We start from the raw sequence: 19,705 nt of genomic DNA on the forward strand, positions 1-19,705 counted from the left end.
ATTTTCCTGTTCTACTCATTAAGTAAACTTTCAAATACTCAGGTTCAATCAACATCTGTTCAACGAAAAAACAAAATATTTAAACGGGTATTTTGTAACTCCTGAGAATTTCACTCGACCTATCAGAAAATCATTTTACTCATCACAAAGAAATAACAATGGAAAATTACGGTTATACAAAAACAGAAGGTACCCAGAATCAAAATCAGCAGAATAATGCTCCTTACCGTTCGGAAAAGAAAATTCCGGCAGCTATATTAGGAATTCTTGTAGGCTGGCTGGCTCTGAATAAATTTTATCTTGGCTATACGAAAGAAGGTGTGATCCAGCTTATTCTTAATATTGTCACTTTTGGTGCCGCTTCTATTATTCCTTTTATTGAAGGGATTTTGTATCTGTTCATGAGCGATAAGCAGTTTGATGAAACGTATGTTTACGGGAGAAAGGGCTGGTTATAGAAAGTATATTATTTAAATTACAGCTTAAATATTTTAAAGACTTAATGATCTCGCCCCATCCATTTATTATTTTATTTCCATAATTTTATACCACCAAATCAAGAATTAAAATAATATGGAAAATAATCAGGAACTGACAGATCTTCTTGCCCTGGATCTGGGTATTAACCTTGTTGACAGAAGGCCCTATGCCAAGGAAGTTTTCAAATGGCAGGATATGGATTTGCTGCCACACTCCTCCACAGACACTTTACTGTGCGAAATCTTTGAATGGAACGGAAGAAATTGGAGAACAACTGAAAATAATCTGATCGGCTTTTTATTTTCGGGAGACGAATTGAACACGATTAAAACCCAATTAATGAACGTTCAAAAATATCCAGCTTTAATTCCTGATTTTGAATTTAATAAAGACAGTATGATCGAATTTGGACTTTCATTACCTTCTTTATTCAACATCGGAATTAATGGAGACATTAAAAATGCTAAAGATTTTTCTGTCAAAGTAAACGGCGTGACAAAATCACGAATCACAAACATAGATTCTCCCGGAATTGAAATTTTAAGGAGCTATTCTGAATTTACTCAGGACCAATCCAGGACGTATCGAAAAAACATTAAGTTTAATTATTTGAGCACTTCTCTTTTCTTTGCCGAAAGTGTGGAAATTAATCTTGAAAAAGATGCGGGAGTGAATTTAGATGTAACTTTTCATACACAGGATGTTGAAGTTCAAGCTAAAGTTGACACCGACACAAAGAAAAATTTTGTTTTAAAATATACAGGAAACCAGGCTCCTTTTGCAGCAAAATTTACCAAAGGAAAGGATTTTGATATTTCTTAAAAAATTCTTACAAAATCATATCAAATAGGAACGGGCTAAAGCCCATTCCTATTGATGAAAAATTTTCTATTTGTTTAAAAGAATTGCCGCTTCTTTCGCAAAATAGGTAAAGATCATATCTGCCCCGGCTCTCTTGAAGCAGGTTAGGCTTTCAATGATCGTTTTATCATTATCCAGCCATCCGTTCTGGGCAGCTGCTTTTACCATAGCGTATTCTCCGCTCACATTGTAAACGGCTATCGGAAGATCGATGGCTTCACGTACTTTAGAAACAATATCCAGGTAAGGAAGCCCCGGTTTGATCATGATGATATCAGCTCCTTCGTCAATATCTTTAAATACTTCGTTCAATGCTTCACGGGAATTGTGAAAATCCATCTGATAGGTTTTTTTATCTTTCGGAATCTCCATATTGTCTTTCGGAGCACTGTCCAGAGCACTTCTGAACGGTCCGTAGAAAGAACTTGCGTATTTTGCGGAATAGCTTAAAATTCCGACATCTGTAAATCCGCTTTCTTCCAAAGCTTCACGGATGGCCAGCACCCTTCCGTCCATCATATCACTTGGTGCCACAATGTCAGCCCCGGCTTCAGCATGGGATACGGACATTCTTGCAAGTGCCTCATTGGTAGCATCATTCATGACCTTTCCGTTTTCAATAATCCCGTCATGTCCGTATACTGAATAAGGGTCTAAAGCCACGTCAGGCATTACAATCATCCCCGGAACTGCATCTTTAATCGCTTTAATGGTCTGCTGCATCAGTCCGTCCTTGTTCCAGGCTTCTTTTCCGGTATTGTCTTTCAAATGTTCCGACACTTTCATGTACAGATTGACAGATTTTACTCCTAAAGAAAATAATTCCTTACATTCCTTCACCGTCAGATCTATGCTCCTCCTGAAAATTCCCGGCATCGACGGGATTGCTTCCTGCTTGTTTTCGCCCTCCATTACGAAGATCGGCATTACAAAATCATCAGCTGTAAGGATATTTTCTCTTACTAAACTTCTGATAGATTCATTAACTCTAAGTCTTCTATTTCTTGAATGTATCATTTTGGAATACTTTTTGAATAAGTTTTCACAAATTTACTACAACTTATATAAAAAACTATTGTACAGGATTGTAGAATTGTTTACTTTTGTTTTAATACATTCGAGAAATTATAATTTGATGAGAAAACTTTTACTTTTATTTATATTTTCAGGCGCTTTCTTTGGATTATCCAATAATATGCAGGCACAGCTGAGAGAGCCGGGTTCTATCACACAGAAATCTGATGACGGTGTATTGGTAGCTTACCCGAATCCCGCAAAGGAATTTCTTGTGATTAAAGCAAAAGATTCTGCTTTAAAGATCAAAAGTGTAACCTTTTACTCGATTTTAGGAACACAGGTAGCTAATTATTCGGTCAACATGAATTCCGGAGAAATCAATATTGAAAAGCTGAAACCCGGAAAATATCTGATCCGCTATATTTTAAGCGATAATACCCAAAAGGTGACTCAAATCGTAAAACAATAAAATTAAATCCTGATAATCATCAGGATTTTTTATTTTGCCTCTGTTCTGCCTTAATATTTATGTAACTTTAAGGACTTTTTTATACTCATTGTAAAAACAATTTAATGCTTAAAGCTGAACATATCAGAAAGACCTACAGCGCCGGAAAGAAAGTAGCATTGGATGATTTCAGCATCCATGTACCACAAGGCAGTATTTATGGTCTTCTAGGCCCGAACGGAGCGGGAAAAACTTCATTTATCCGTATCATCAACCAGATTACCCAGGCAGATTCCGGAGATGTATTCATCAATGGAAACAAGCTTAATCCCAGTCACATCCGGGACATCGGCTACATGCCGGAAGAAAGGGGCCTGTATAAAAACATGAGCGTGGGCGACCAGATCCTTTATTTCGGGGAGCTGAAAGGAATGAGCAAAAATGATGCTCTGAATGAAGCCAAGAAATGGTTTGAAAAACTGAACATCGACCAGTGGTGGAAAAAGAAGCTTTCTGAACTTTCGAAAGGGATGGCACAGAAGATCCAGTTTGTAGTAACTGTACTTCACCGCCCCCATCTTCTGATCCTTGATGAACCTTTTTCAGGTTTTGACCCTGTGAATGCCAACTTAATTAAAGACCAGATCATTGATCTCAAAAATAACGGAACGACGATCATCCTTTCTACCCACAGGATGGAAAGTGTGGAGGAAATGTGTGATTATGTGGCACTGATCAATAATTCCAAGAAAATTATCGACGGAAGGGTTTTTGACGTAAGGGAAAAATTTAAAAAGAATATTTTCGGAGTTACTCTTTCCGAGGTGGATGAAACCAAGTTTGAAAATTTCAAAAGCAGCTATGATATTTTTAATTTCTCGAATGAAAACAATCTGGTTTCTTTTGACCTTAAAAATGAAAGCGGGCAGAATGACATTCTTCTGGATCTTGTCAATGTAGGAAAAGTAAGATCGTTCGACGAGAGAATTCCGAGTATGAATGAAGTGTTTATTAATGCTGTAAGTAATCATCCTTAATTTTATGAACAATATTTTTTTAATTACAAAAAGGGAATTTCTTACACAGGTTAAGAAAAAGTCCTTCATTATATTAACGCTTCTGGCTCCTGTTTTACTGATCGGCTTCGGGGCTGTGATCGGATTAATGTTTAAAGCCAACGAATCTCACAGTATTATTGAGGTTGTGGATAAAAGCGGATTATTTAAAAACCAGCTGAAATCCAATGACAAGCTGAATTATATATTTGTTTCTGCAGCAGACGAAAAAGCGAAAATCAATAACCTGAAAGACAATGAATATCTGGACGGCATCCTGATTCTCCCGGAGCTTAAAAATCAGGATTATAATACACTGGAAAACAGCACAAGGCTGATTGTGAATACTAAAATGGGCTTTGATACGAAACAGAAGATCGTTTCGGATATTACGGATGTGATCAAAAAGGAAAAGATCAAACAGCTCGGTATTGAAGAAACCCAGCTGAACAGTCTTGATAAAGGCTTTACTTTAAAGACCATTAATGTTTCGGATAATAATAAGGAAGATTCTGATCTTGCTTTCGGTGTAAAAAGCGGCCTAAGTATTCTTTTGATGTATGTAACCTTCATGTTCATCATCATTTACGGAGTAAGGGTGATGAGAAGTGTTCTTGAAGAAAAAAATAACCGTGTGGTAGAAATCATTATTTCATCTGTCAAGCCTTTTGAGCTGATGATGGGTAAAATATTAGGGGTAACGCTGGTTGCCCTGACCCAGTTTCTGATCTGGATCTCGATGTCTGTTATAGGAGCATTGGTTTTGAATACCGGGTTTTCCCCTTTCCAGAAAAACATTCCGGGAGGCAATGAAGAACTGACCAGCAAGCTGGATGTAGCTAAGATTGCAACACAGGTTTCGCACAGTTTGCTGGAACTGAATTTTCCGCTGATCATTTTTGTATTCATCGTGTTTTTCCTTTTGGGATATATTTTCTACAGTTCAATCTATGCAGCCATTGGTTCTGCAGTAGATAATGAAACGGAAACGCAGCAGTTCACTTTATTTGCTATTTTACCGCTTACTTTAGGGATGTACGGAAGTTTTTCATTAATGAACAATCCAGACGGTCCGCTGGGCTTCTGGCTGTCTATTATTCCGTTTACTTCTCCGGTGGCGATGATCGCAAGAATACCTTTTGGTGTTCCTGCATGGCAGATTGCCCTGTCTATCACATTATTACTGGGAACCACTATTCTTATGATATTCCTGGCCGGAAAGATCTACCGTGTAGGGATTTTAATGTATGGGAATAAGGCGACTTTAAAGGAGATCTGGAAGTGGATCAGAGGATAATAAATTAACAGATGGATACCTGAAGAAGAGAATGGACGTTTACTTTGTCTCCTCAATAACTTCTCTCTTCCAGCTTCATAATATTATAAAACAAAAAATCCCGGAAATTAAAATTTCCGGGATTTTTATATATCTGAATAACGAATATTCTAGTTGAATATATAGCTTAAGCTAAGACTGATTACCTGCTCAGACTTTTTCTTATTGGTACCTCCTTTTTCTTTTGCAAGATCAGGATAAGTATCCGAAAGACCAAGATCATATTTAAGAGCCAGTTCCAGCTGTCGCTTATAGCTGTAGCCTACTCCCAACCCTAAAGCAAGGTTAAAGCTTGATGCTTTTCCGCTTACCGAAGGATACAAAGGATCGGTAACATCCGGATCATAATAGGGTCTGCTTACCGGAGCATTTTTAATATTCTGATTCAACAGGAAGTTAAATCTCGGTCCTATCATTCCAAAGAATTCTGATTCAGCTTCAGAAAAATATCCTTTAAAATAAACAGGTACACTCAGGTAGTTGTTACCGTATACTGCATCATAACCATCTCTTCCTTTTGAGTCCTTATCTTTTCCGGTTTCTCCTGCACCGTAATACACGACTTCAGGCTGTAAAAAGAACTGGTTGGCCTTCCCGATAGGGATAAGAGCCAAAGCTCCACCCTGAAACGTGAACCTTGGACCAGAAGGGTTATGGGCATTTCTTACTCTGGAATAGTTACCTCCTGCCGTGATACCAAATCTTGTGTTTGCAAAGTCGATCTGGGCGAAAGACAGAGTTGAAAGGGCCAATGCTGAGGTTAATAAAAGTTTTTTCATATGTTTTGTTTTTGTATTATCCTAGAACTTTTGCAACGGTAACACCGATATCTGCAGGAGAGTCCACAACGTTGATTCCGTTTTCTCTCATGATCTGCATTTTTGCCTGAGCCGTGTCTTCATCACCACCTACGATAGCACCTGCGTGTCCCATTGTTCTTCCTTTAGGAGCAGTCTGTCCTGCAATAAACCCTACAACCGGCTTAGTAGATCCGCTGGCCTTATACCATCTTGCCGCTTCAGCTTCTAATCCACCACCGATCTCACCGATCATTACTACAGCTTCAGTTTCAGGGTCGTTGATGAATAATTCCAGAGCTTCTCTGGTAGTCGTTCCGATGATTGGGTCACCACCGATACCGATTGCTGTAGAAACACCGTAACCAGCTTTCACAACCTGGTCAGCAGCTTCGTAAGTAAGCGTACCTGATTTTGAAACGATCCCTACTTTACCTTTTTTGAAAACGAATCCTGGCATGATACCAATTTTAGCTTCTTCAGAAGTAATGATTCCCGGACAGTTCGGACCGATTAATCTGCAGTCTCTGTCAGCGATGTAAGATTTTACTTTCACCATATCCGCTACAGGAATACCTTCAGTAATACATACGATAACTTTGATACCTGCCTCGGCAGCTTCCATGATCGCATCAGCAGCGAATGCAGGGGGTACGAAAATGATACTTACGTTGGCTCCTGCTTTTTCAACAGCATCAGCTACTGTATTGAATACAGGCTTCCCTAAGTGCTCAGATCCTCCTTTTCCCGGAGTAACCCCTCCTACTACGTTGGTTCCGTATTCAATCATCTGGCCCGCGTGGAAAGTACCTTCGTTCCCTGTAAATCCTTGTACAATTACTTTAGAATCTTTGTTTACTAAAATCGACATTTTATTGATGTTTTAATTTATTTAAATATTTTATTAATGCTCACAAATTTACTTATTTTTCTTTGATTTCGGACAAAACCAAGTGAATAGTTTATTTGAGATTTCTCAGCTTTACTTCTTTTTTCAAATAGCTTTTGAAATCCTCTGCAAACATTCCGATATAGGTTCCTTTTTTAAGATCCCTGTTGACTCCTGTTTTACCAAGAAGAACAGATCCGCCTTCAATCTTATTACCGGAAGCCACGCCTACCTGCCCCCAAAGGGTCACTTCATCTCCTATGACGCAGCATCCTGCAATGCCCACCTGTGATGCTATCAGGCATTTTTTTCCAATAACAGTGTCATGGCCTATCTGAATCTGGTTATCCAAAACCGATCCTTCTCCGATTACGGTAGAATCTGTAACGCCTCTGTCGATCGTACAGTTATTGCCAATTTCCACATTGTTTTCAATAACGACATTTCCTACGGAGATCAGGCGGTCAAAATTCCCGTTCAGTTTTCTGTAATAGAAGGCATCCCCCCCCAATACAGTGCCGGACTGGATGATCACGTTATCACCGATTTCGGTTCTGTCTCCGATCACAACATTGGGAAAGATAAGGCTGTTCTTGCCGATCTTCACATTGTTTCCAATGACTGCTGAAGAGTGAATCCTTGTTCCTTCTCCTATTTCGGCATCGTGAAGTTCTTCAGTGAAATTATATATTCTCGTAAAGTGAGTATTGATCTTATTAAAGTCCCCGAAAGGGTCATCGGAAACCAAAAGAGCCTTTCCTTCCGGGCATTCTACCTTTTTGTCGATGAGAATGATCGTGGCTGCAGAATTCAGCGCTTTATCGTAATATTTCGGATGGTTGACAAAAACGATGTCACCAGGTTTAACCCTATGAATCTCATTGGTTCCCAATACTTCAAAGTCTTCGGGACCAACAAATTCTGAGCCTATTAAACCGGCAATAGTTTTGAGCTTTTGTGGAGAGTGGAATCTCATAACAATTGATTTTCTTTATAAAAAAACAAAATTCGGACTGCTGGTGCAAACCGAATTTATGTAAATTTTAATTATTATTTTACTCTTTCTAAGTAGCTGCCGTCTTCTGTACTTACTTTAATCTTGTCTCCCGGCTCGATGAATAGAGGAACCATTACTCTGGCTCCTGTTTCAACAATTGCATTTTTAAGAGCATTGGTTGCTGTATTTCCTTTTACTCCCGGATCAGCTTCAACTATTTCCAGATACACAGACTGAGGAAGTTCAGCAGAAAGCGGAGTTTCGTCAGCTTCTTTCAAAATAATAGTTACTTCTTCTCCTGCTTTCATGAATTGTGAGTTCTCAATCATTTCTTTATTTAAATACAGCTGAGAGAAATCATCATTATTCATGAAGTGGAACCCGTTCTCATCATCATAAAGATACTGGAACTTTCTTGTGATTACTTTTACTTCATCAATTTTATGTCCTGCGGAGAATGTATTATCAATTACTTTCCCGTTCGTTACCGACTTTAATTTTGTTCTTACGAAAGCCGGTCCTTTCCCAGGTTTTACGTGAAGAAACTCTATTACTTTAAAAATATCGTTACTGTACTCAATGCAAAGTCCCTTTCTGATATCGTTGCTTGTTGCCATTAATTTATGTTATCTTTTTATTTTTAATTTTTTGACTCAGGTAAAGCTGCTGTTCGGCTGTTAATTACTTTCCTTGGTTGTTCCGTATCCTTTTACAATACCTCTTGGGGAATTTTGGATAAACTGAAGGATCTCGTCTCTTTCGGCGGTTGGAAGCATTTCTTTTTCAATGTATGCCAAGGCCTGGGAAACATTCATTTTCATTTGGAAAATTGCTCTGTAAATTTTTTGGATTTCAAATATTTTCTCATTGGAAAATCCTCTTCTTCTTAATCCTACAGAGTTGATTCCTGCGTAAGAAATCGGGTCCCTTGCTACTTTCACGTAAGGCGGAATATCTTTTCTGATTAAGGATCCTCCGGAGATCATGGTATGTTTTCCGATTTTGCCAAACTGCTGTACGGCAGACAATCCTCCCATTACGGTAAAATCGCCTATTTCTACATGTCCTGCAATTCCGCATCCGTTTGCAATGATCACATTATCTCCTATGATACAGTCGTGGGCTATATGGGAAGTTGCCATAATAAGGCAGTTGCTGCCGACTCTGGTAAATCCTAACGCTTTGGTCCCTCTGTTGACGGTAACACATTCTCTTAAAGTGGTATTATCCCCAATAATGGTCTGTGTATCTTCTCCATCAAATTTCAGATCCTGAGGGATCGCAGAGATTACAGTTCCCGGAAAAATTTTACAATCCTTTCCTATTCTTGCCCCATCCATGATGGTCACATTCGGTCCGATCCAGGTTCCTTCTCCTATTTCTACGTCCCCAGCAATTGTAGTAAAAGGTTCTACAATAACATTTTTGCTGATTTTTGCGCGTTTATCTACGGCGGCTAATTGATGAATCATTTAATCAACTTTATTTTTTGCAACTTGAGCCATTAATTCTGCTTCCACAACTACGGTACCTCCTACATATCCATATCCCTGCATATGTACGATACCTCTTCTAATGGGCTCTATCAGTTCAATTTTGAAAATAATAGTATCTCCTGGAACTACTTTTTTCTTGAATTTTACTTTATCAATTTTGATAAAATAGGTAGAATAGTTTTCCGGGTCCGGAACACTTGCCAGTACCAGAATACCTCCTGTCTGTGCCAAAGCTTCCACCTGAAGAACTCCAGGCATTACAGGCTCTTTAGGGAAATGTCCCACGAAGAAAGGCTCATTCATGGTAACGTTTTTCAAACCTACTACATGAGAATCTGAAAGTTCAAGTATTTTATCAATCAATAAGAACGGAGGTCTGTGCGGCATAAGACGCATAATCCCGTTGATATCAAAAACAGGTTCTTTGGTAAGGTCAAAATCCGGCACGTTTTTCTTTTTCTGAAGTTTCCACTGGCGGTTCAGCTTTTTCGCAAACTGGGTGTTCACAAAGTGACCAGGCTTATTTGCAATTACTTTACCTTTTATTTTTACACCAGCTAATGCTAGGTCACCAATTACATCAAGTAATTTATGTCTGGCAGCTTCGTTAGGGTAGTTTAGTGTAAGGTTATCGAGAATACCGTTCGGTCTGATAGACACGTTGTCTTTTCCGAAGGCTTTTTTCAGTTTTTCTGTAGTTTCAGGAGTAAGATCCTTGTCTACATATACTATGGCATTGGAGATATCACCACCTCTGATCAATCCGTGATCCAGAAGCATCTCCAATTCATGCAAAAAGCTGAATGTTCTTGCAGAAGAGATCTCTTCTTTAAATTCTGAAATATTTTTTAGAGTAGCGTTCTGGGTTCCCAACACTTTGGTTCCAAAATCTACCATGGTAGTCACTTCGTAAGTATCTGAAGGAATGATGGTAATTTCTGATCCGGATGCCGGGTCTGCATAGCTCAGCACTTCTTTGATCACAAGATATTCCCTGGCTATATTCTGTTCCATTATACCCACACTTTCGATGGCTTCAACAAAGAATTTTGAAGATCCGTCTAAGATTGGAGGTTCTGAAGCATTCATTTCCAGAATGGCATTGTCTACATCACATCCCACCAGCGCAGCCAAAAGGTGCTCGCAGGTAGTAATTTTAACGCCCAGCTTTTCTAATGTTGTTCCCCTTTCTGTTGCTACTACATAATTAACATCAGCTTCTACCTGAGGATGTCCCTCCAGATCTGTTCTTACGAACACAAAACCTGTATTTTCCTTGGCTGGTTTAATGGTAAGTTTTACTTCTTTACCTGTATGAAGGCCAATTCCAGAAAGCGTTACTTCTTCCTGGAGTGTTTTTTGCATGTCACTCATTAGTTTTATCTTTTGAGGTATCCTCAAGATTATTTATTCTCTTTACAATTTCAGTAAAATTTCTGAAATGTACATAGTTTCTAAGATAGTCATTGTAGCTTATCGCCGGGGATCCATACAATGTTTCTTTATCATTAACGCTGGAATTCACACCACTCTGGGCCTGAATTTTCACCTGATTACCAATTTTGATATGGCCTACGACTCCTACCTGTCCTCCGATCTGGTTCCAGTCTCCGATGGTAGTAGATCCTGCAATTCCTGCCTGTGCTGCAATCACGTTGTTCTGCCCGATTTTCACGTTATGTGCAATCTGAATCAGATTATCGATCTTCGTTCCTTTTCCGATGATGGTAGATCCTATTGTTGCTCTGTCGATGCTGCAGTTTGAACCAATTTCCACATCGTCTTCGATAATCACGTTTCCTAGCTGAGGAATCTTTTTGAATCCTTCAGCGGTAGGCTGAAAACCGAATCCGTCGCCGCCTACAACCGTATTGGAATGGATCACACAGTTGTCTCCTACGATACAGTAGTCATAGATCCTGGCTCCGCTGTCAATTTTACAGTTTTTACCGATCTTCACTCCTTTACCGATATACACATGCGGGTAAATCTGCGAACCTTCTCCTATTCTGGCTTTCTCCGAGACATAGGTAAAGGCCCCGATGTATGTCTTTTCACCGATTACAGCCGTTTCATGAATAGAAGAACCGGTTTCAATTCCTTCTTTTCTTGCCTGCATCTCCTGATACAGATTCATTAAAATCTGAAAAGAAAGATAAGCATCCTTTACAACAATTAAGGTAGGATTATAAGTATTTTTATTAATAAGTTTTTCCGAAACAATGATAACGGAGCATTTTGAGGTGTCTAAAAAATGGGCAAACCGATCCTGTGCTATAAAAGAAAGATGCCCTGATTCACCATTCTCAATTGGTGAAACCCCTGTAATAACCGTACTTTCGTCGCCTATTATTTGTCCGTCAATAAAACTTGCAATTTGCGAAGCTGTAAATTCCATATTCTGCAAAGATAAGAAATTCTGTAATTCGCAAACATTTTTTGATTTTAGGAACGTGAATTTTAAGATTATTTAAGATATTATCTGGGAAATATCCCTTGGAAAGGTGAGGATATACCTTGCCGTTTTGTGAACCATAAGCCCCGACAGCAGTTGGTCCTGCGACTCTTCCAGCCTGATCTTTTTACCGTTTTTCTGAAGTAAATAAATAGGCTGTTTTTTGGTGTTATAAGGCAGTAATTTCCTCTTAATCTCATGTACAAGCTCTTTTCCATTATTGATTCCGAAAAATTCGTTGGTGTTTTTTATTTTTTCTTCAATAAATTTCCGTTTAAAAGGGTGCGTGGAAATAACCGTTTTCGGGAGGTTTCGCTGGATTATACATTTGCACCAATAGGAAAGAATAAAGTCTTCTGAATCCTGCCAGGATTTCATCGCATGAATTATATCATTGTCATCAAGTTGCGTAAATCTATAAATATCTTCATCGGTAGCAGAACTTTTTCCGCGGTTCAGAAAATATTTCAGGTTCTCCCCTGCAGGCAGATCCATTCCGTCGGAAATCAGATATTTGGCTCTTTCCAGGATTTTAACCAGAAGGAATTCTGCCAGTGCCGAAGTTTTATGATAATATACCTGCCAGTACATAAACATTCTGGCAGTCAGGAAGTTTTCTATGGAATAGACGCCTTTGGCATCAATGACCAATTCGCCTTCGCTGCAGACATTCATCATGGAAATGATCCTCTGTGTATTGATATTCCCTTCTGAAACCCCTGTGAAAAAGCTGTCCCTGTTCAGATAATCCAGCCGGTCTACATCAAGCTGGGAAGAGATAAGCTGGTTGAAAAATTTCCTGTGGTATTTCCCCCGGAACATTTCAATGGCCACAGAAAGCTGGCCTCCGAATTCTTCATTCAGCTTATTCATGAGCAATAAAGAAAGTTTTTCATGATGCCAGTCATCCATCAGCATATTTTCCAGTGCGTGAGAGAACGGTCCGTGCCCAATATCATGCATCAGGATCGCCAGCATGGCTCCTTTTTCTTCTTCCTCTGTAATTTTAATTCCTTTCTGGCGCAGGGTTTCCAATGCCGTAAACATCAAATGCATCGCTCCCAGCGCGTGATGAAATCTTGTGTGGGTAGCTCCCGGGAATATCAGATTGAGAAGTCCGGTCTGCCCGATTCTGCGCAGTCTCTGAAAATAAGGATGCTGGATAATATCAAATAAAATTTCGTGTGGGATTCTGATGAAACCATGAACGGGGTCGTTGATGATCTTTAGCTTATTCTGCATTGAAACTTTGGTATTAGTAAACAAAGTTAGGGATTTTAAATTTTACCCTTATTTAATTTTCATTCATAATCGTCTTAAAATTAACTGGAAATCAAAAAAATTACAGAATAAGTCTGGTCTTCTCATTAAATTTAAGTATATTAATTTTTAGGAATTACCCGTGTTATAAATTAATCATCATGAATAATTACTTTTCATCCAATATGTAAAACTATGAGTGACAAAAAATTTAATATTGCTATTCTTATTGATGGTGATAATGCTCAGGCCAAATTATTAAAAGAAACCATTGAAGAAGTTTCAAAATATGGTAAAGCTACGATCAGGAGGATTTATGGAGACTGGACTTCTCAAAGTATGAACTCCTGGAAAGATCTTGTTAATCTCTATTCCATTAATCCTATTCAAAAGTTTTCATATACCAGCGGAAAAAATTCAACGGACGGAGCCATGATTATTGACGCGATGGATATTTTGCACGGAAAAAGTGTTGAAGGTTTCTGCATCGTGTCAAGCGACAGCGACTACACCGGCCTGGCCAAAAGGATTCGTGAGGAAGGACTTTTCGTCATGGGTATCGGAGAGAAAAAAACGCCTGAATCTTTTGTCAAATCCTGCGATATATTTACTTATACTGAAAACATTACCCCTAAAATCAAAAAGGAACCAAAAGCCGAAAACCAGAAGATAAAAGAAAACAAAACCAAGGATACGGTAAAGAAACAGGATACCAGTCCTAAAATTCAGGAGTTTCAGAGCTTCTTATCCAGGAAAGACGAAGAAACGATTTCAAAGGCATTTGAAATTTCTGCTAACGAAAATGACATCGCTTTTATTTCAACACTCGGTACCAATATCAGAAAGATTGATCCTAGTTTTGACTCGAGAACGTATGGATACTCCACTTTATCAAAATTATTTGATGATCTGCCCCATTTTGAAGTGGTGAGAAATGAGACCAATCATCCACTGGTGAAAAAAAAGCAGCTTTTATAAGTAACCCTCATTAGAATTGAGATTAAAATCCATGAGGACATTCCTGTTTAAAAATATAAAATGTCCTTTGAAGCTTTTACGATATTTTTACGAAGCTTACGTACTTTAGCTTTGCGTGATATTGGTTTTACATTTACCTTTGATCGCTTTAATAAACTAGTACCCTTTCATGAAAAGCTTATTCATTTTCATTATATCCTTTTTAAGTATCAACTTTTCTGCACAAGCTTTATCTGAAACTCAGAAACTGGAATCGCTTTGTAAGGTTTGGGGATTTTTAAAATATTATCATCCTCATGTTGCAAAAGGGGAATTGGATTGGGATAAGCAGCTTTTTGAGAAGATTGATGAGCTTGATATTATCCGCGATAAAGAGCAATTGAGTGAATTATATTCTAAATGGATCAACAGTCTTGGAAAAATTGATGAATGTAAAAAATGCTCAAAGGAGGATAAGGGGAAAGTGTATTTTCTGAGAAATTTTGATCTGAACTGGATGAATAATCAAAAAATATTCAATAAAAAGGTAACCCAACAGCTTCTTTTTATTCAGAACAACAGAAACCTGGGCAGCAGTCATTATTGGGGAAAGGGCGGAAAAAAGGTTTATTTTAGAAATGAGAATTCATACGGCTCAAAATTCACTTCAAAAGAAATCAGTCTTTTAGAGCTTTTCAGATATTGGAATCTGGTAGAGTATTTTTTTCCTTACAAATACCAGACAGATCAGAACTGGAATGATGTTTTAACTGAAATGATCCCCAAGTTCCTCATGATCAACAATGATGAAAGTTACCATCTCACACTTGCTGAACTGGTCGCAAAAACGGATGACTCCCATGCCTTTTTATATTCACCTTTGATCAGTGCCCATCAATATGGAAGAAGAAAAGTTCCTGTAGAATATACCTACACAGAAGGAAAACTGGTTGTAACGAAGATCATTAAAAATAAATTTAATGAAGAAATACCTTTAAAATCAGGTGATGTAATTTATGATATCAACGGCAGAACCATTCCCCAAATGGTTAACAGTTTTGGAAAATATGTTCCTACATCCAATTCCTGGGGGAAAATCACAAAAGTGAAAAATCTGTTTCTTTTCAGTAATAATGATTCTGTCAACCTGAAAATAGAACGTGAGGGACAGAATCTGACAGTCACCGCTAAAACCTATCTTCTCAAGGATATTCTTTTAGAAAAACAGGCCGCTCAGCAAAAATGGAAGTTCCTGGATACTGACAAAAGGACAGGCTATGTAAATATGGGAATTATTGAAAAAAGTGACCTGGATGATATGTACAGGGATTTAAAATTTACAACATCAATCATTTTTGATCTCCGGAACTATCCTAAGCAGACCATTTTTCCCTTAAGCAGGCTGATGCTTCCGGAAAAATCAATTTATTATCAATTTAATTTCCCGGAGACCGATTATTTGAGTAAATTTTATAGCGCAAAAAACAGCATCGGCAGAAAGAATCCGGATTACTATAAAGGAAATGTTATAATCCTGGCAGATGAAAATACGCAGAGCCAGGCAGAAACCACGGCCATGATGCTAAAACAGCATCCGAAAGCCAGGGTGATCGGCAGTAATACTTCAGGAGCCAATGGTGATATCATCAGATTTAAAATTGCGGATATGGATACCTGCTTTACGGGGCTCGGAGCCTATTACCCTGACGGAAGGGAAACCCAGCGGATCGGAATTATCCCTGACATTGTGATAAAGCCTACTGTAAAAGGCGTACAGGAAGGAAAAGACGAAGTTCTGGAAAGAGCTTTACACTATATAAAGACCGGTTTTTAAATGAATAGAATATCAGTAATGATTAATAGAATTTTCATTTAACTAACATTTAACTTTTATTGTCTCTAATTTGTGAGAATTTAAAAAGAATTGGTCAACATTTTGATGCAATAACCATGTAAAAAAATAAATTATGTCGGAAAAGATATTATGGATAGATGATGAAATAGATTTACTCAAACCCCATATCGTATTTTTAGAAAAGAAAGGTTACCACGTAACCCCTGTTAATAACGTGAACGAAGCTCTGGAACTAATGGATTCGGAGAAGTTTGCACTCACACTTATTGATGAAAACATGCCCGGAATTTCGGGATTGGAAGCCATTCCCATGATCAAAGAGAAGGATAATTCTTTAAAGATCGTGATGGTGACAAAAAGTGAGGAGGAACATATTATGGAAGAAGCCATCGGATCACAGATTGCTGACTACATTTTAAAACCCGTAAATCCCAACCAGATTTTATTATCATTAAAAAAGAATCTCCAGGAAGATAATCTTGTAGAGCAAAAAACAATTCTTCAGTATCAGCAGGAGTTCAGAAACCTGTCTATGGAGCTTTCTTATATCAGAACCTATCAGGAATGGGCAGAATATTATAAGAAGATTCTGAGCTGGGAAATTAAATTTGATAAAGTAGCGGACAATGAATTTTCCGATCTTCTGCAGTCACAGAAAGAGGAAGCCAATATCCAGTTTGCCAAATTCATTGAGAAAAATTACGAAGGCTGGCTTACAGATTCCGAGAAACCTTTAATGAGCCATACTCTTTTTAAGGAAAAAGTAAAGCCTGAGGTAGAAAAAGAAAAAGTTCTTCTTCTCATGGTGGATAATCTGCGTTTTGACCAGTGGAGGGTTATTGAGCCACTATTCACAAAATATTACAATAAGATTTCGGAAGATTATTATTACAGTATTCTTCCTACGGCCACTCAATATGCAAGAAACTCTTTCTTTGCAGGACTGATGCCGTCTGAAATTGAAAAACGTTTCCCTGATAAATGGTTCAATGATAATGAAGAGGGAAATAAAAATGAATTTGAACGGGATTTCCTTGAAGACCAGATGAAAAGAATCGGTTTAGGATCTAAATCTATGAAATACCTTAAGGTCCTGAATGCGGATTTTGAGCGAAAGATCTATGATGATTTTAACCAGCATAAAAACAATGATCTCCTGGTAATTGTTTACAACTTTATTGATATCCTTTCTCACGCCAAAACAGATAATCATATTGTAGACCAGCTGATCCGTGATGATAAAACGTTCAGATCCCTTACCTTTAACTGGTTTGAAAACTCATCATTGCTGAAAATCATTAAAGCAGCAGCAGAAAGCGGTTACAAACTTGTGATCACTACAGACCATGGAACGGTTTATGTTAAAAAGCCAAGCAAAGTAGTGGGAGATCGTGAAACATCAACCAATATCCGTTATAAAACCGGAAAGAGTTTAACGTATGATACCAGTGATGTTTGGGCGATCACCAATCCTGAAAAACTATTCCTTCCAAAAGGAAATTTAAGCTCGAAATATATTTTTGCAAAAAACAATATTTTCCTGGCTTATCCGAAGAATTACAATCACTTTGTGAATTACTATAAAGAGACATACCAGCATGGAGGAATTTCACTTGAAGAATGTATTATTCCTTTCAGCATTTTAGAACCCAAGTAGTTTTTTTCATAGTTTATTTAAATTTTGGGTTTAAGGCGGCAAAAATCGTATGATTTTTGCCGCCTCTTTTTTTACAGTCGTTTTAATAGTCTCAAAGAGTTCATATCTTAGCAAAAAAAACAATGTTTATCATCTCACTAACCTATAAAACTTCTCTGGAAAATGTGGAACGTTTCATCCCGGAGCACAATGATTTTCTTGAAAAGCATTACCAGTCCGGAAACTTTATCGCTTCGGGGAGAAAAGAACCAAGAACAGGAGGAATCATACTTGCCGATGCCATTTCTAAAAAAGAAGTTGAAGAGATCATTCAGGAAGATCCATTTTATATTCATCAGGTAGCAGATTATACTATCACTGAATTTATTCCATCAAAATATAACGAACACTTTAAATTTTTTATTAAAAACTTATGAAGCTCATCACTTATAACGTTAACGGAATCAGAGCGGCGTTCACGAAAGATTTTCTAGGCTGGCTGAAAACTGCCGACCCTGACATTGTCTGCATCCAGGAAAGCAAGGCCGGAAACGACCAGATAGACATTGAAAGCCTTGAAAAAATCGGTTACTACAGTTATTGGCACTCTGCGGTGAGAAAAGGCTACAGTGGCGTCGGAATAGCCTCAAAAATCAAGCCTGATCATGTTGAATACGGATGCATTGAAAGCTATGATAACGAAGGCAGGGTCATCCGTGCGGATTTTGACGGATACTCTGTAATTTCAGTCTATGTTCCCTCTGCCAGCAATATTGAAAGACTGGAATTCAAAATGCAGTTCTGCCATGATTTTCTGGATTATATAAAGGAGTTGAGAAAAACGATTCCTAACCTTATTATTTCCGGTGATTTCAATATATGCCATCAGGCTATTGATATTCATGATCCGGTCCGTTTAAAGAATGTTTCCGGCTTCCTGCCGATGGAAAGAGAATGGATGACCAGCTTCATTGAAGAATGTGAACTGATTGACAGTTTCCGTTTTTTCAATAATGAACCGGATAATTATACGTGGTGGAGCTATAGACAGAATTCCAGGGCTAAAAACAAAGGCTGGAGGCTCGATTATAATTTTGCCACCTATACTTTAAAAGACAAGCTCTCACGAGCCGTCATCTTAAAGGAAGCCATACACTCTGATCACTGCCCTGCCTTATTGGAAATAAACGTTTAGAATAACAAAAGCCAGCTGTACTAGCTGGCTTTATAAATTTAAATCATAAATTTAGTCGACAATTTCATATTCCACCGGAATGGTACCATGATTGGTATCCCCGATTTCATCGAACGCAGCTTTAGAAATATCTAATGCTCTTGATGCATGGAAAGGCCCTCTATCATTAATCTTCACTATCACCTGTTTTCCATTGTTCAGATTGGTCACTCTAATGTTGGTTCCAAACGGAAGCGTTCTGTTTGCAGCGGTGAACTTTGAATTACTAAAGATCTCTCCGCTTGCTGTTTTTCTACCATTAAACTTATCGTGGTAGTACGATGCATAACTTGTTTTCTTCGCATCTAAGGTATTTGCTGTAAAAGAATAAACACCTAAAGTTGAAATCATCATTATGATTACGAGAATGAATCTTTTCATCATCTTGAATTTTATTGGTTTTGACGGAGCAAAAGTATAAGGAATGTTCTAAAGTCCCTACTCCATATGTTAAAAACCGTTAACAAAAAGTGAATTATATGTTAACAAAGCCTGTAAGTTCCTATTAACAGGGGTTTTAGGTAGCACTGTTAAAAAACGTTAAAAAAACCACCCAAAAGTTAACACAATTAACTTATTGTCTAAAAAAACCAAAAATCGAATTATAAAACCAATTGATAATCAATGAATTAAATAAATTTTAAAAATTGAATAAAACAGATTAAATCATTTTAAAAGCTAAAATTTTTAAGATGTAAAACCATCAAAATCGGTTTGATAGAAGTCATTCAAAGCTATTAGTTATAATAAGGTATGTTTATTTTAACACACTATTTAACTTCAAATTTGAATTTTACTGTAAAGTTCATCAATACAAATGCCTCAATTCATCTAAATTTCTAAAGCTATCCTTTTCATTATAATCAAATTGAATACCAAATGACCTGTTTCTCCTATTCAGTATCTTGTTCTTCTTTCTATTATTATTTCAA

At 37.7% G+C, this 19,705-nt stretch carries 20 protein-coding genes; 10 read left to right on the plus strand and 10 right to left on the minus strand.

The genetic code is table 11. The annotated features are described in order from the left end of the window. The first annotated feature begins 158 nt into the window (after window positions 1–158). Window positions 159–458: a TM2 domain-containing protein gene (locus IX38_RS10555; protein WP_034704609.1), complete on the plus strand. Its 300-nt coding sequence runs from the start codon at window positions 159–161 to the stop codon at window positions 456–458. 115 nt (window positions 459–573) lie between these two features. Beyond that, entirely contained in the window at window positions 574–1,302 is a 729-nt protein-coding gene (locus IX38_RS10560) for a hypothetical protein (RefSeq protein WP_034704610.1), read from the plus strand. A gap of 66 nt (window positions 1,303–1,368) precedes the next feature. Here the strand turns inward: IX38_RS10560 and hemB are convergent, their stop codons facing one another. After that, window positions 1,369–2,358 (minus strand): porphobilinogen synthase, encoded by a 990-nt coding sequence (gene hemB, locus IX38_RS10565; protein ID WP_034704611.1) that lies wholly within the window; start codon window positions 2,356–2,358, stop codon window positions 1,369–1,371. Window positions 2,359–2,476: 118 nt separating this feature from the next. Here hemB and IX38_RS10570 point away from each other — a divergent pair, with 118 nt between their 5' ends. The 3 genes from IX38_RS10570 to IX38_RS10580 all read left to right on the plus strand — a co-directional run bounded on the left by IX38_RS10570 (window position 2,477) and on the right by IX38_RS10580 (window position 5,158). Further along, window positions 2,477–2,827, plus strand: coding sequence for a T9SS type A sorting domain-containing protein (locus tag IX38_RS10570; RefSeq protein ID WP_034704612.1), 351 nt, complete (start codon window positions 2,477–2,479; stop codon window positions 2,825–2,827). Window positions 2,828–2,931: 104 nt separating this feature from the next. After that, window positions 2,932–3,843 carry an ABC transporter ATP-binding protein gene (locus tag IX38_RS10575; protein ID WP_034704614.1) on the plus strand — a complete coding sequence of 304 codons (912 nt, stop codon included), beginning with the start codon at window positions 2,932–2,934 and terminating at the stop codon, window positions 3,841–3,843. A 4-nt stretch (window positions 3,844–3,847) separates the two neighbouring features. Then, window positions 3,848–5,158, plus strand: a complete 1,311-nt coding sequence (locus tag IX38_RS10580; protein WP_034704616.1) for an ABC transporter permease — start codon at window positions 3,848–3,850, stop codon at window positions 5,156–5,158. Between the two features lie 149 nt (window positions 5,159–5,307). Here the strand turns inward: IX38_RS10580 and IX38_RS10585 are convergent, their stop codons facing one another. From IX38_RS10585 to IX38_RS10620, 8 genes are all read right to left on the minus strand, one after another. Further along, window positions 5,308–5,976, minus strand: a complete 669-nt coding sequence (locus IX38_RS10585; RefSeq protein ID WP_034704617.1) for a porin family protein — start codon at window positions 5,974–5,976, stop codon at window positions 5,308–5,310. A gap of 16 nt (window positions 5,977–5,992) precedes the next feature. Beyond that, window positions 5,993–6,865 carry a succinate--CoA ligase subunit alpha gene (gene sucD / locus IX38_RS10590; protein ID WP_034704619.1) on the minus strand — a complete coding sequence of 291 codons (873 nt, stop codon included), beginning with the start codon at window positions 6,863–6,865 and terminating at the stop codon, window positions 5,993–5,995. 91 nt (window positions 6,866–6,956) lie between these two features. Next, window positions 6,957–7,859, minus strand: a complete 903-nt coding sequence (locus IX38_RS10595) for a UDP-3-O-(3-hydroxymyristoyl)glucosamine N-acyltransferase (RefSeq protein WP_034704622.1) — start codon at window positions 7,857–7,859, stop codon at window positions 6,957–6,959. 74 nt (window positions 7,860–7,933) lie between these two features. Next, the gene (efp, locus tag IX38_RS10600; protein ID WP_034704623.1) at window positions 7,934–8,497 is read right to left on the minus strand and encodes an elongation factor P; all 564 of its coding nucleotides are present in this window, start codon (window positions 8,495–8,497) and stop codon (window positions 7,934–7,936) included. A gap of 60 nt (window positions 8,498–8,557) precedes the next feature. Next, on the minus strand, window positions 8,558–9,352 hold the full coding sequence (lpxA, locus tag IX38_RS10605) for an acyl-ACP--UDP-N-acetylglucosamine O-acyltransferase (RefSeq protein WP_034704625.1): 795 nt from the start codon (window positions 9,350–9,352) through the stop codon (window positions 8,558–8,560). Beyond that, window positions 9,353–10,750 carry a bifunctional UDP-3-O-[3-hydroxymyristoyl] N-acetylglucosamine deacetylase/3-hydroxyacyl-ACP dehydratase gene (locus IX38_RS10610; protein ID WP_034704627.1) on the minus strand — a complete coding sequence of 466 codons (1,398 nt, stop codon included), beginning with the start codon at window positions 10,748–10,750 and terminating at the stop codon, window positions 9,353–9,355. Then, window positions 10,743–11,774, minus strand: coding sequence for a UDP-3-O-(3-hydroxymyristoyl)glucosamine N-acyltransferase (gene lpxD / locus IX38_RS10615; protein WP_034704629.1), 1,032 nt, complete (start codon window positions 11,772–11,774; stop codon window positions 10,743–10,745). The genes IX38_RS10610 and lpxD overlap by 8 nt, the downstream gene beginning before the upstream one ends. A gap of 72 nt (window positions 11,775–11,846) precedes the next feature. After that, the gene (locus IX38_RS10620) at window positions 11,847–13,073 is read right to left on the minus strand and encodes an HD domain-containing protein (protein WP_034704632.1); all 1,227 of its coding nucleotides are present in this window, start codon (window positions 13,071–13,073) and stop codon (window positions 11,847–11,849) included. A gap of 213 nt (window positions 13,074–13,286) precedes the next feature. Here IX38_RS10620 and IX38_RS10625 point away from each other — a divergent pair, with 213 nt between their 5' ends. From IX38_RS10625 to IX38_RS10645, 5 genes are all read left to right on the plus strand, one after another. Next, complete coding sequence (locus tag IX38_RS10625) at window positions 13,287–14,069, plus strand: NYN domain-containing protein (RefSeq protein ID WP_034704634.1); 783 nt, start codon at window positions 13,287–13,289, stop codon at window positions 14,067–14,069. 169 nt (window positions 14,070–14,238) lie between these two features. Further along, the gene (locus IX38_RS10630; protein ID WP_034704637.1) at window positions 14,239–15,882 is read left to right on the plus strand and encodes a S41 family peptidase; all 1,644 of its coding nucleotides are present in this window, start codon (window positions 14,239–14,241) and stop codon (window positions 15,880–15,882) included. A gap of 133 nt (window positions 15,883–16,015) precedes the next feature. Next, a complete protein-coding gene (gene porX, locus IX38_RS10635) occupies window positions 16,016–17,560 on the plus strand; it encodes a T9SS response regulator signal transducer PorX (RefSeq protein WP_034704638.1) in 1,545 nt (514 codons plus the stop codon). Between the two features lie 122 nt (window positions 17,561–17,682). Next, window positions 17,683–17,976 carry a YciI family protein gene (locus IX38_RS10640; RefSeq protein WP_034704639.1) on the plus strand — a complete coding sequence of 98 codons (294 nt, stop codon included), beginning with the start codon at window positions 17,683–17,685 and terminating at the stop codon, window positions 17,974–17,976. Continuing rightward, on the plus strand, window positions 17,973–18,734 hold the full coding sequence (locus IX38_RS10645) for an exodeoxyribonuclease III (RefSeq protein WP_034704640.1): 762 nt from the start codon (window positions 17,973–17,975) through the stop codon (window positions 18,732–18,734). The genes IX38_RS10640 and IX38_RS10645 overlap by 4 nt, the downstream gene beginning before the upstream one ends. A gap of 51 nt (window positions 18,735–18,785) precedes the next feature. On the opposite strand, the gene IX38_RS10650 is transcribed toward IX38_RS10645, so the two are convergent. Beyond that, a complete protein-coding gene (locus IX38_RS10650; RefSeq protein WP_034704641.1) occupies window positions 18,786–19,157 on the minus strand; it encodes a septal ring lytic transglycosylase RlpA family protein in 372 nt (123 codons plus the stop codon). Window positions 19,158–19,705 lie beyond the last annotated feature (548 nt).

Source organism: Chryseobacterium luteum, from assembly GCF_000737785.1.
GTDB classification, from domain to species: Bacteria; Bacteroidota; Bacteroidia; order Flavobacteriales; family Weeksellaceae; genus Chryseobacterium; species Chryseobacterium luteum.

Bases quoted from the DNA above. Each gene is read 5' to 3' on its own strand.
- IX38_RS10625 (WP_034704634.1), top strand. From the start codon at position 13,287: ATGAGTGACAAAAAATTTAATATTGCTATTCTTATTGATGGTGATAAT.
- IX38_RS10650 (WP_034704641.1), bottom strand. From the start codon at position 19,157: ATGATGAAAAGATTCATTCTCGTAATCATAATGATGATTTCAACTTTA.
- IX38_RS10575 (WP_034704614.1), top strand. From the start codon at position 2,932: ATGCTTAAAGCTGAACATATCAGAAAGACCTACAGCGCCGGAAAGAAA.
- hemB (WP_034704611.1), bottom strand. From the start codon at position 2,358: ATGATACATTCAAGAAATAGAAGACTTAGAGTTAATGAATCTATCAGA.
- IX38_RS10560 (WP_034704610.1), top strand. From the start codon at position 574: ATGGAAAATAATCAGGAACTGACAGATCTTCTTGCCCTGGATCTGGGT.
- porX (WP_034704638.1), top strand. From the start codon at position 16,016: ATGTCGGAAAAGATATTATGGATAGATGATGAAATAGATTTACTCAAA.
- IX38_RS10585 (WP_034704617.1), bottom strand. From the start codon at position 5,976: ATGAAAAAACTTTTATTAACCTCAGCATTGGCCCTTTCAACTCTGTCT.
- IX38_RS10580 (WP_034704616.1), top strand. From the start codon at position 3,848: ATGAACAATATTTTTTTAATTACAAAAAGGGAATTTCTTACACAGGTT.
- lpxA (WP_034704625.1), bottom strand. From the start codon at position 9,352: ATGATTCATCAATTAGCCGCCGTAGATAAACGCGCAAAAATCAGCAAA.
- IX38_RS10610 (WP_034704627.1), bottom strand. From the start codon at position 10,750: ATGAGTGACATGCAAAAAACACTCCAGGAAGAAGTAACGCTTTCTGGA.
- sucD (WP_034704619.1), bottom strand. From the start codon at position 6,865: ATGTCGATTTTAGTAAACAAAGATTCTAAAGTAATTGTACAAGGATTT.
- efp (WP_034704623.1), bottom strand. From the start codon at position 8,497: ATGGCAACAAGCAACGATATCAGAAAGGGACTTTGCATTGAGTACAGT.
- IX38_RS10555 (WP_034704609.1), top strand. From the start codon at position 159: ATGGAAAATTACGGTTATACAAAAACAGAAGGTACCCAGAATCAAAAT.
- IX38_RS10595 (WP_034704622.1), bottom strand. From the start codon at position 7,859: ATGAGATTCCACTCTCCACAAAAGCTCAAAACTATTGCCGGTTTAATA.
- IX38_RS10620 (WP_034704632.1), bottom strand. From the start codon at position 13,073: ATGCAGAATAAGCTAAAGATCATCAACGACCCCGTTCATGGTTTCATC.
- IX38_RS10630 (WP_034704637.1), top strand. From the start codon at position 14,239: ATGAAAAGCTTATTCATTTTCATTATATCCTTTTTAAGTATCAACTTT.
- lpxD (WP_034704629.1), bottom strand. From the start codon at position 11,774: ATGGAATTTACAGCTTCGCAAATTGCAAGTTTTATTGACGGACAAATA.
- IX38_RS10645 (WP_034704640.1), top strand. From the start codon at position 17,973: ATGAAGCTCATCACTTATAACGTTAACGGAATCAGAGCGGCGTTCACG.
- IX38_RS10640 (WP_034704639.1), top strand. From the start codon at position 17,683: ATGTTTATCATCTCACTAACCTATAAAACTTCTCTGGAAAATGTGGAA.
- IX38_RS10570 (WP_034704612.1), top strand. From the start codon at position 2,477: ATGAGAAAACTTTTACTTTTATTTATATTTTCAGGCGCTTTCTTTGGA.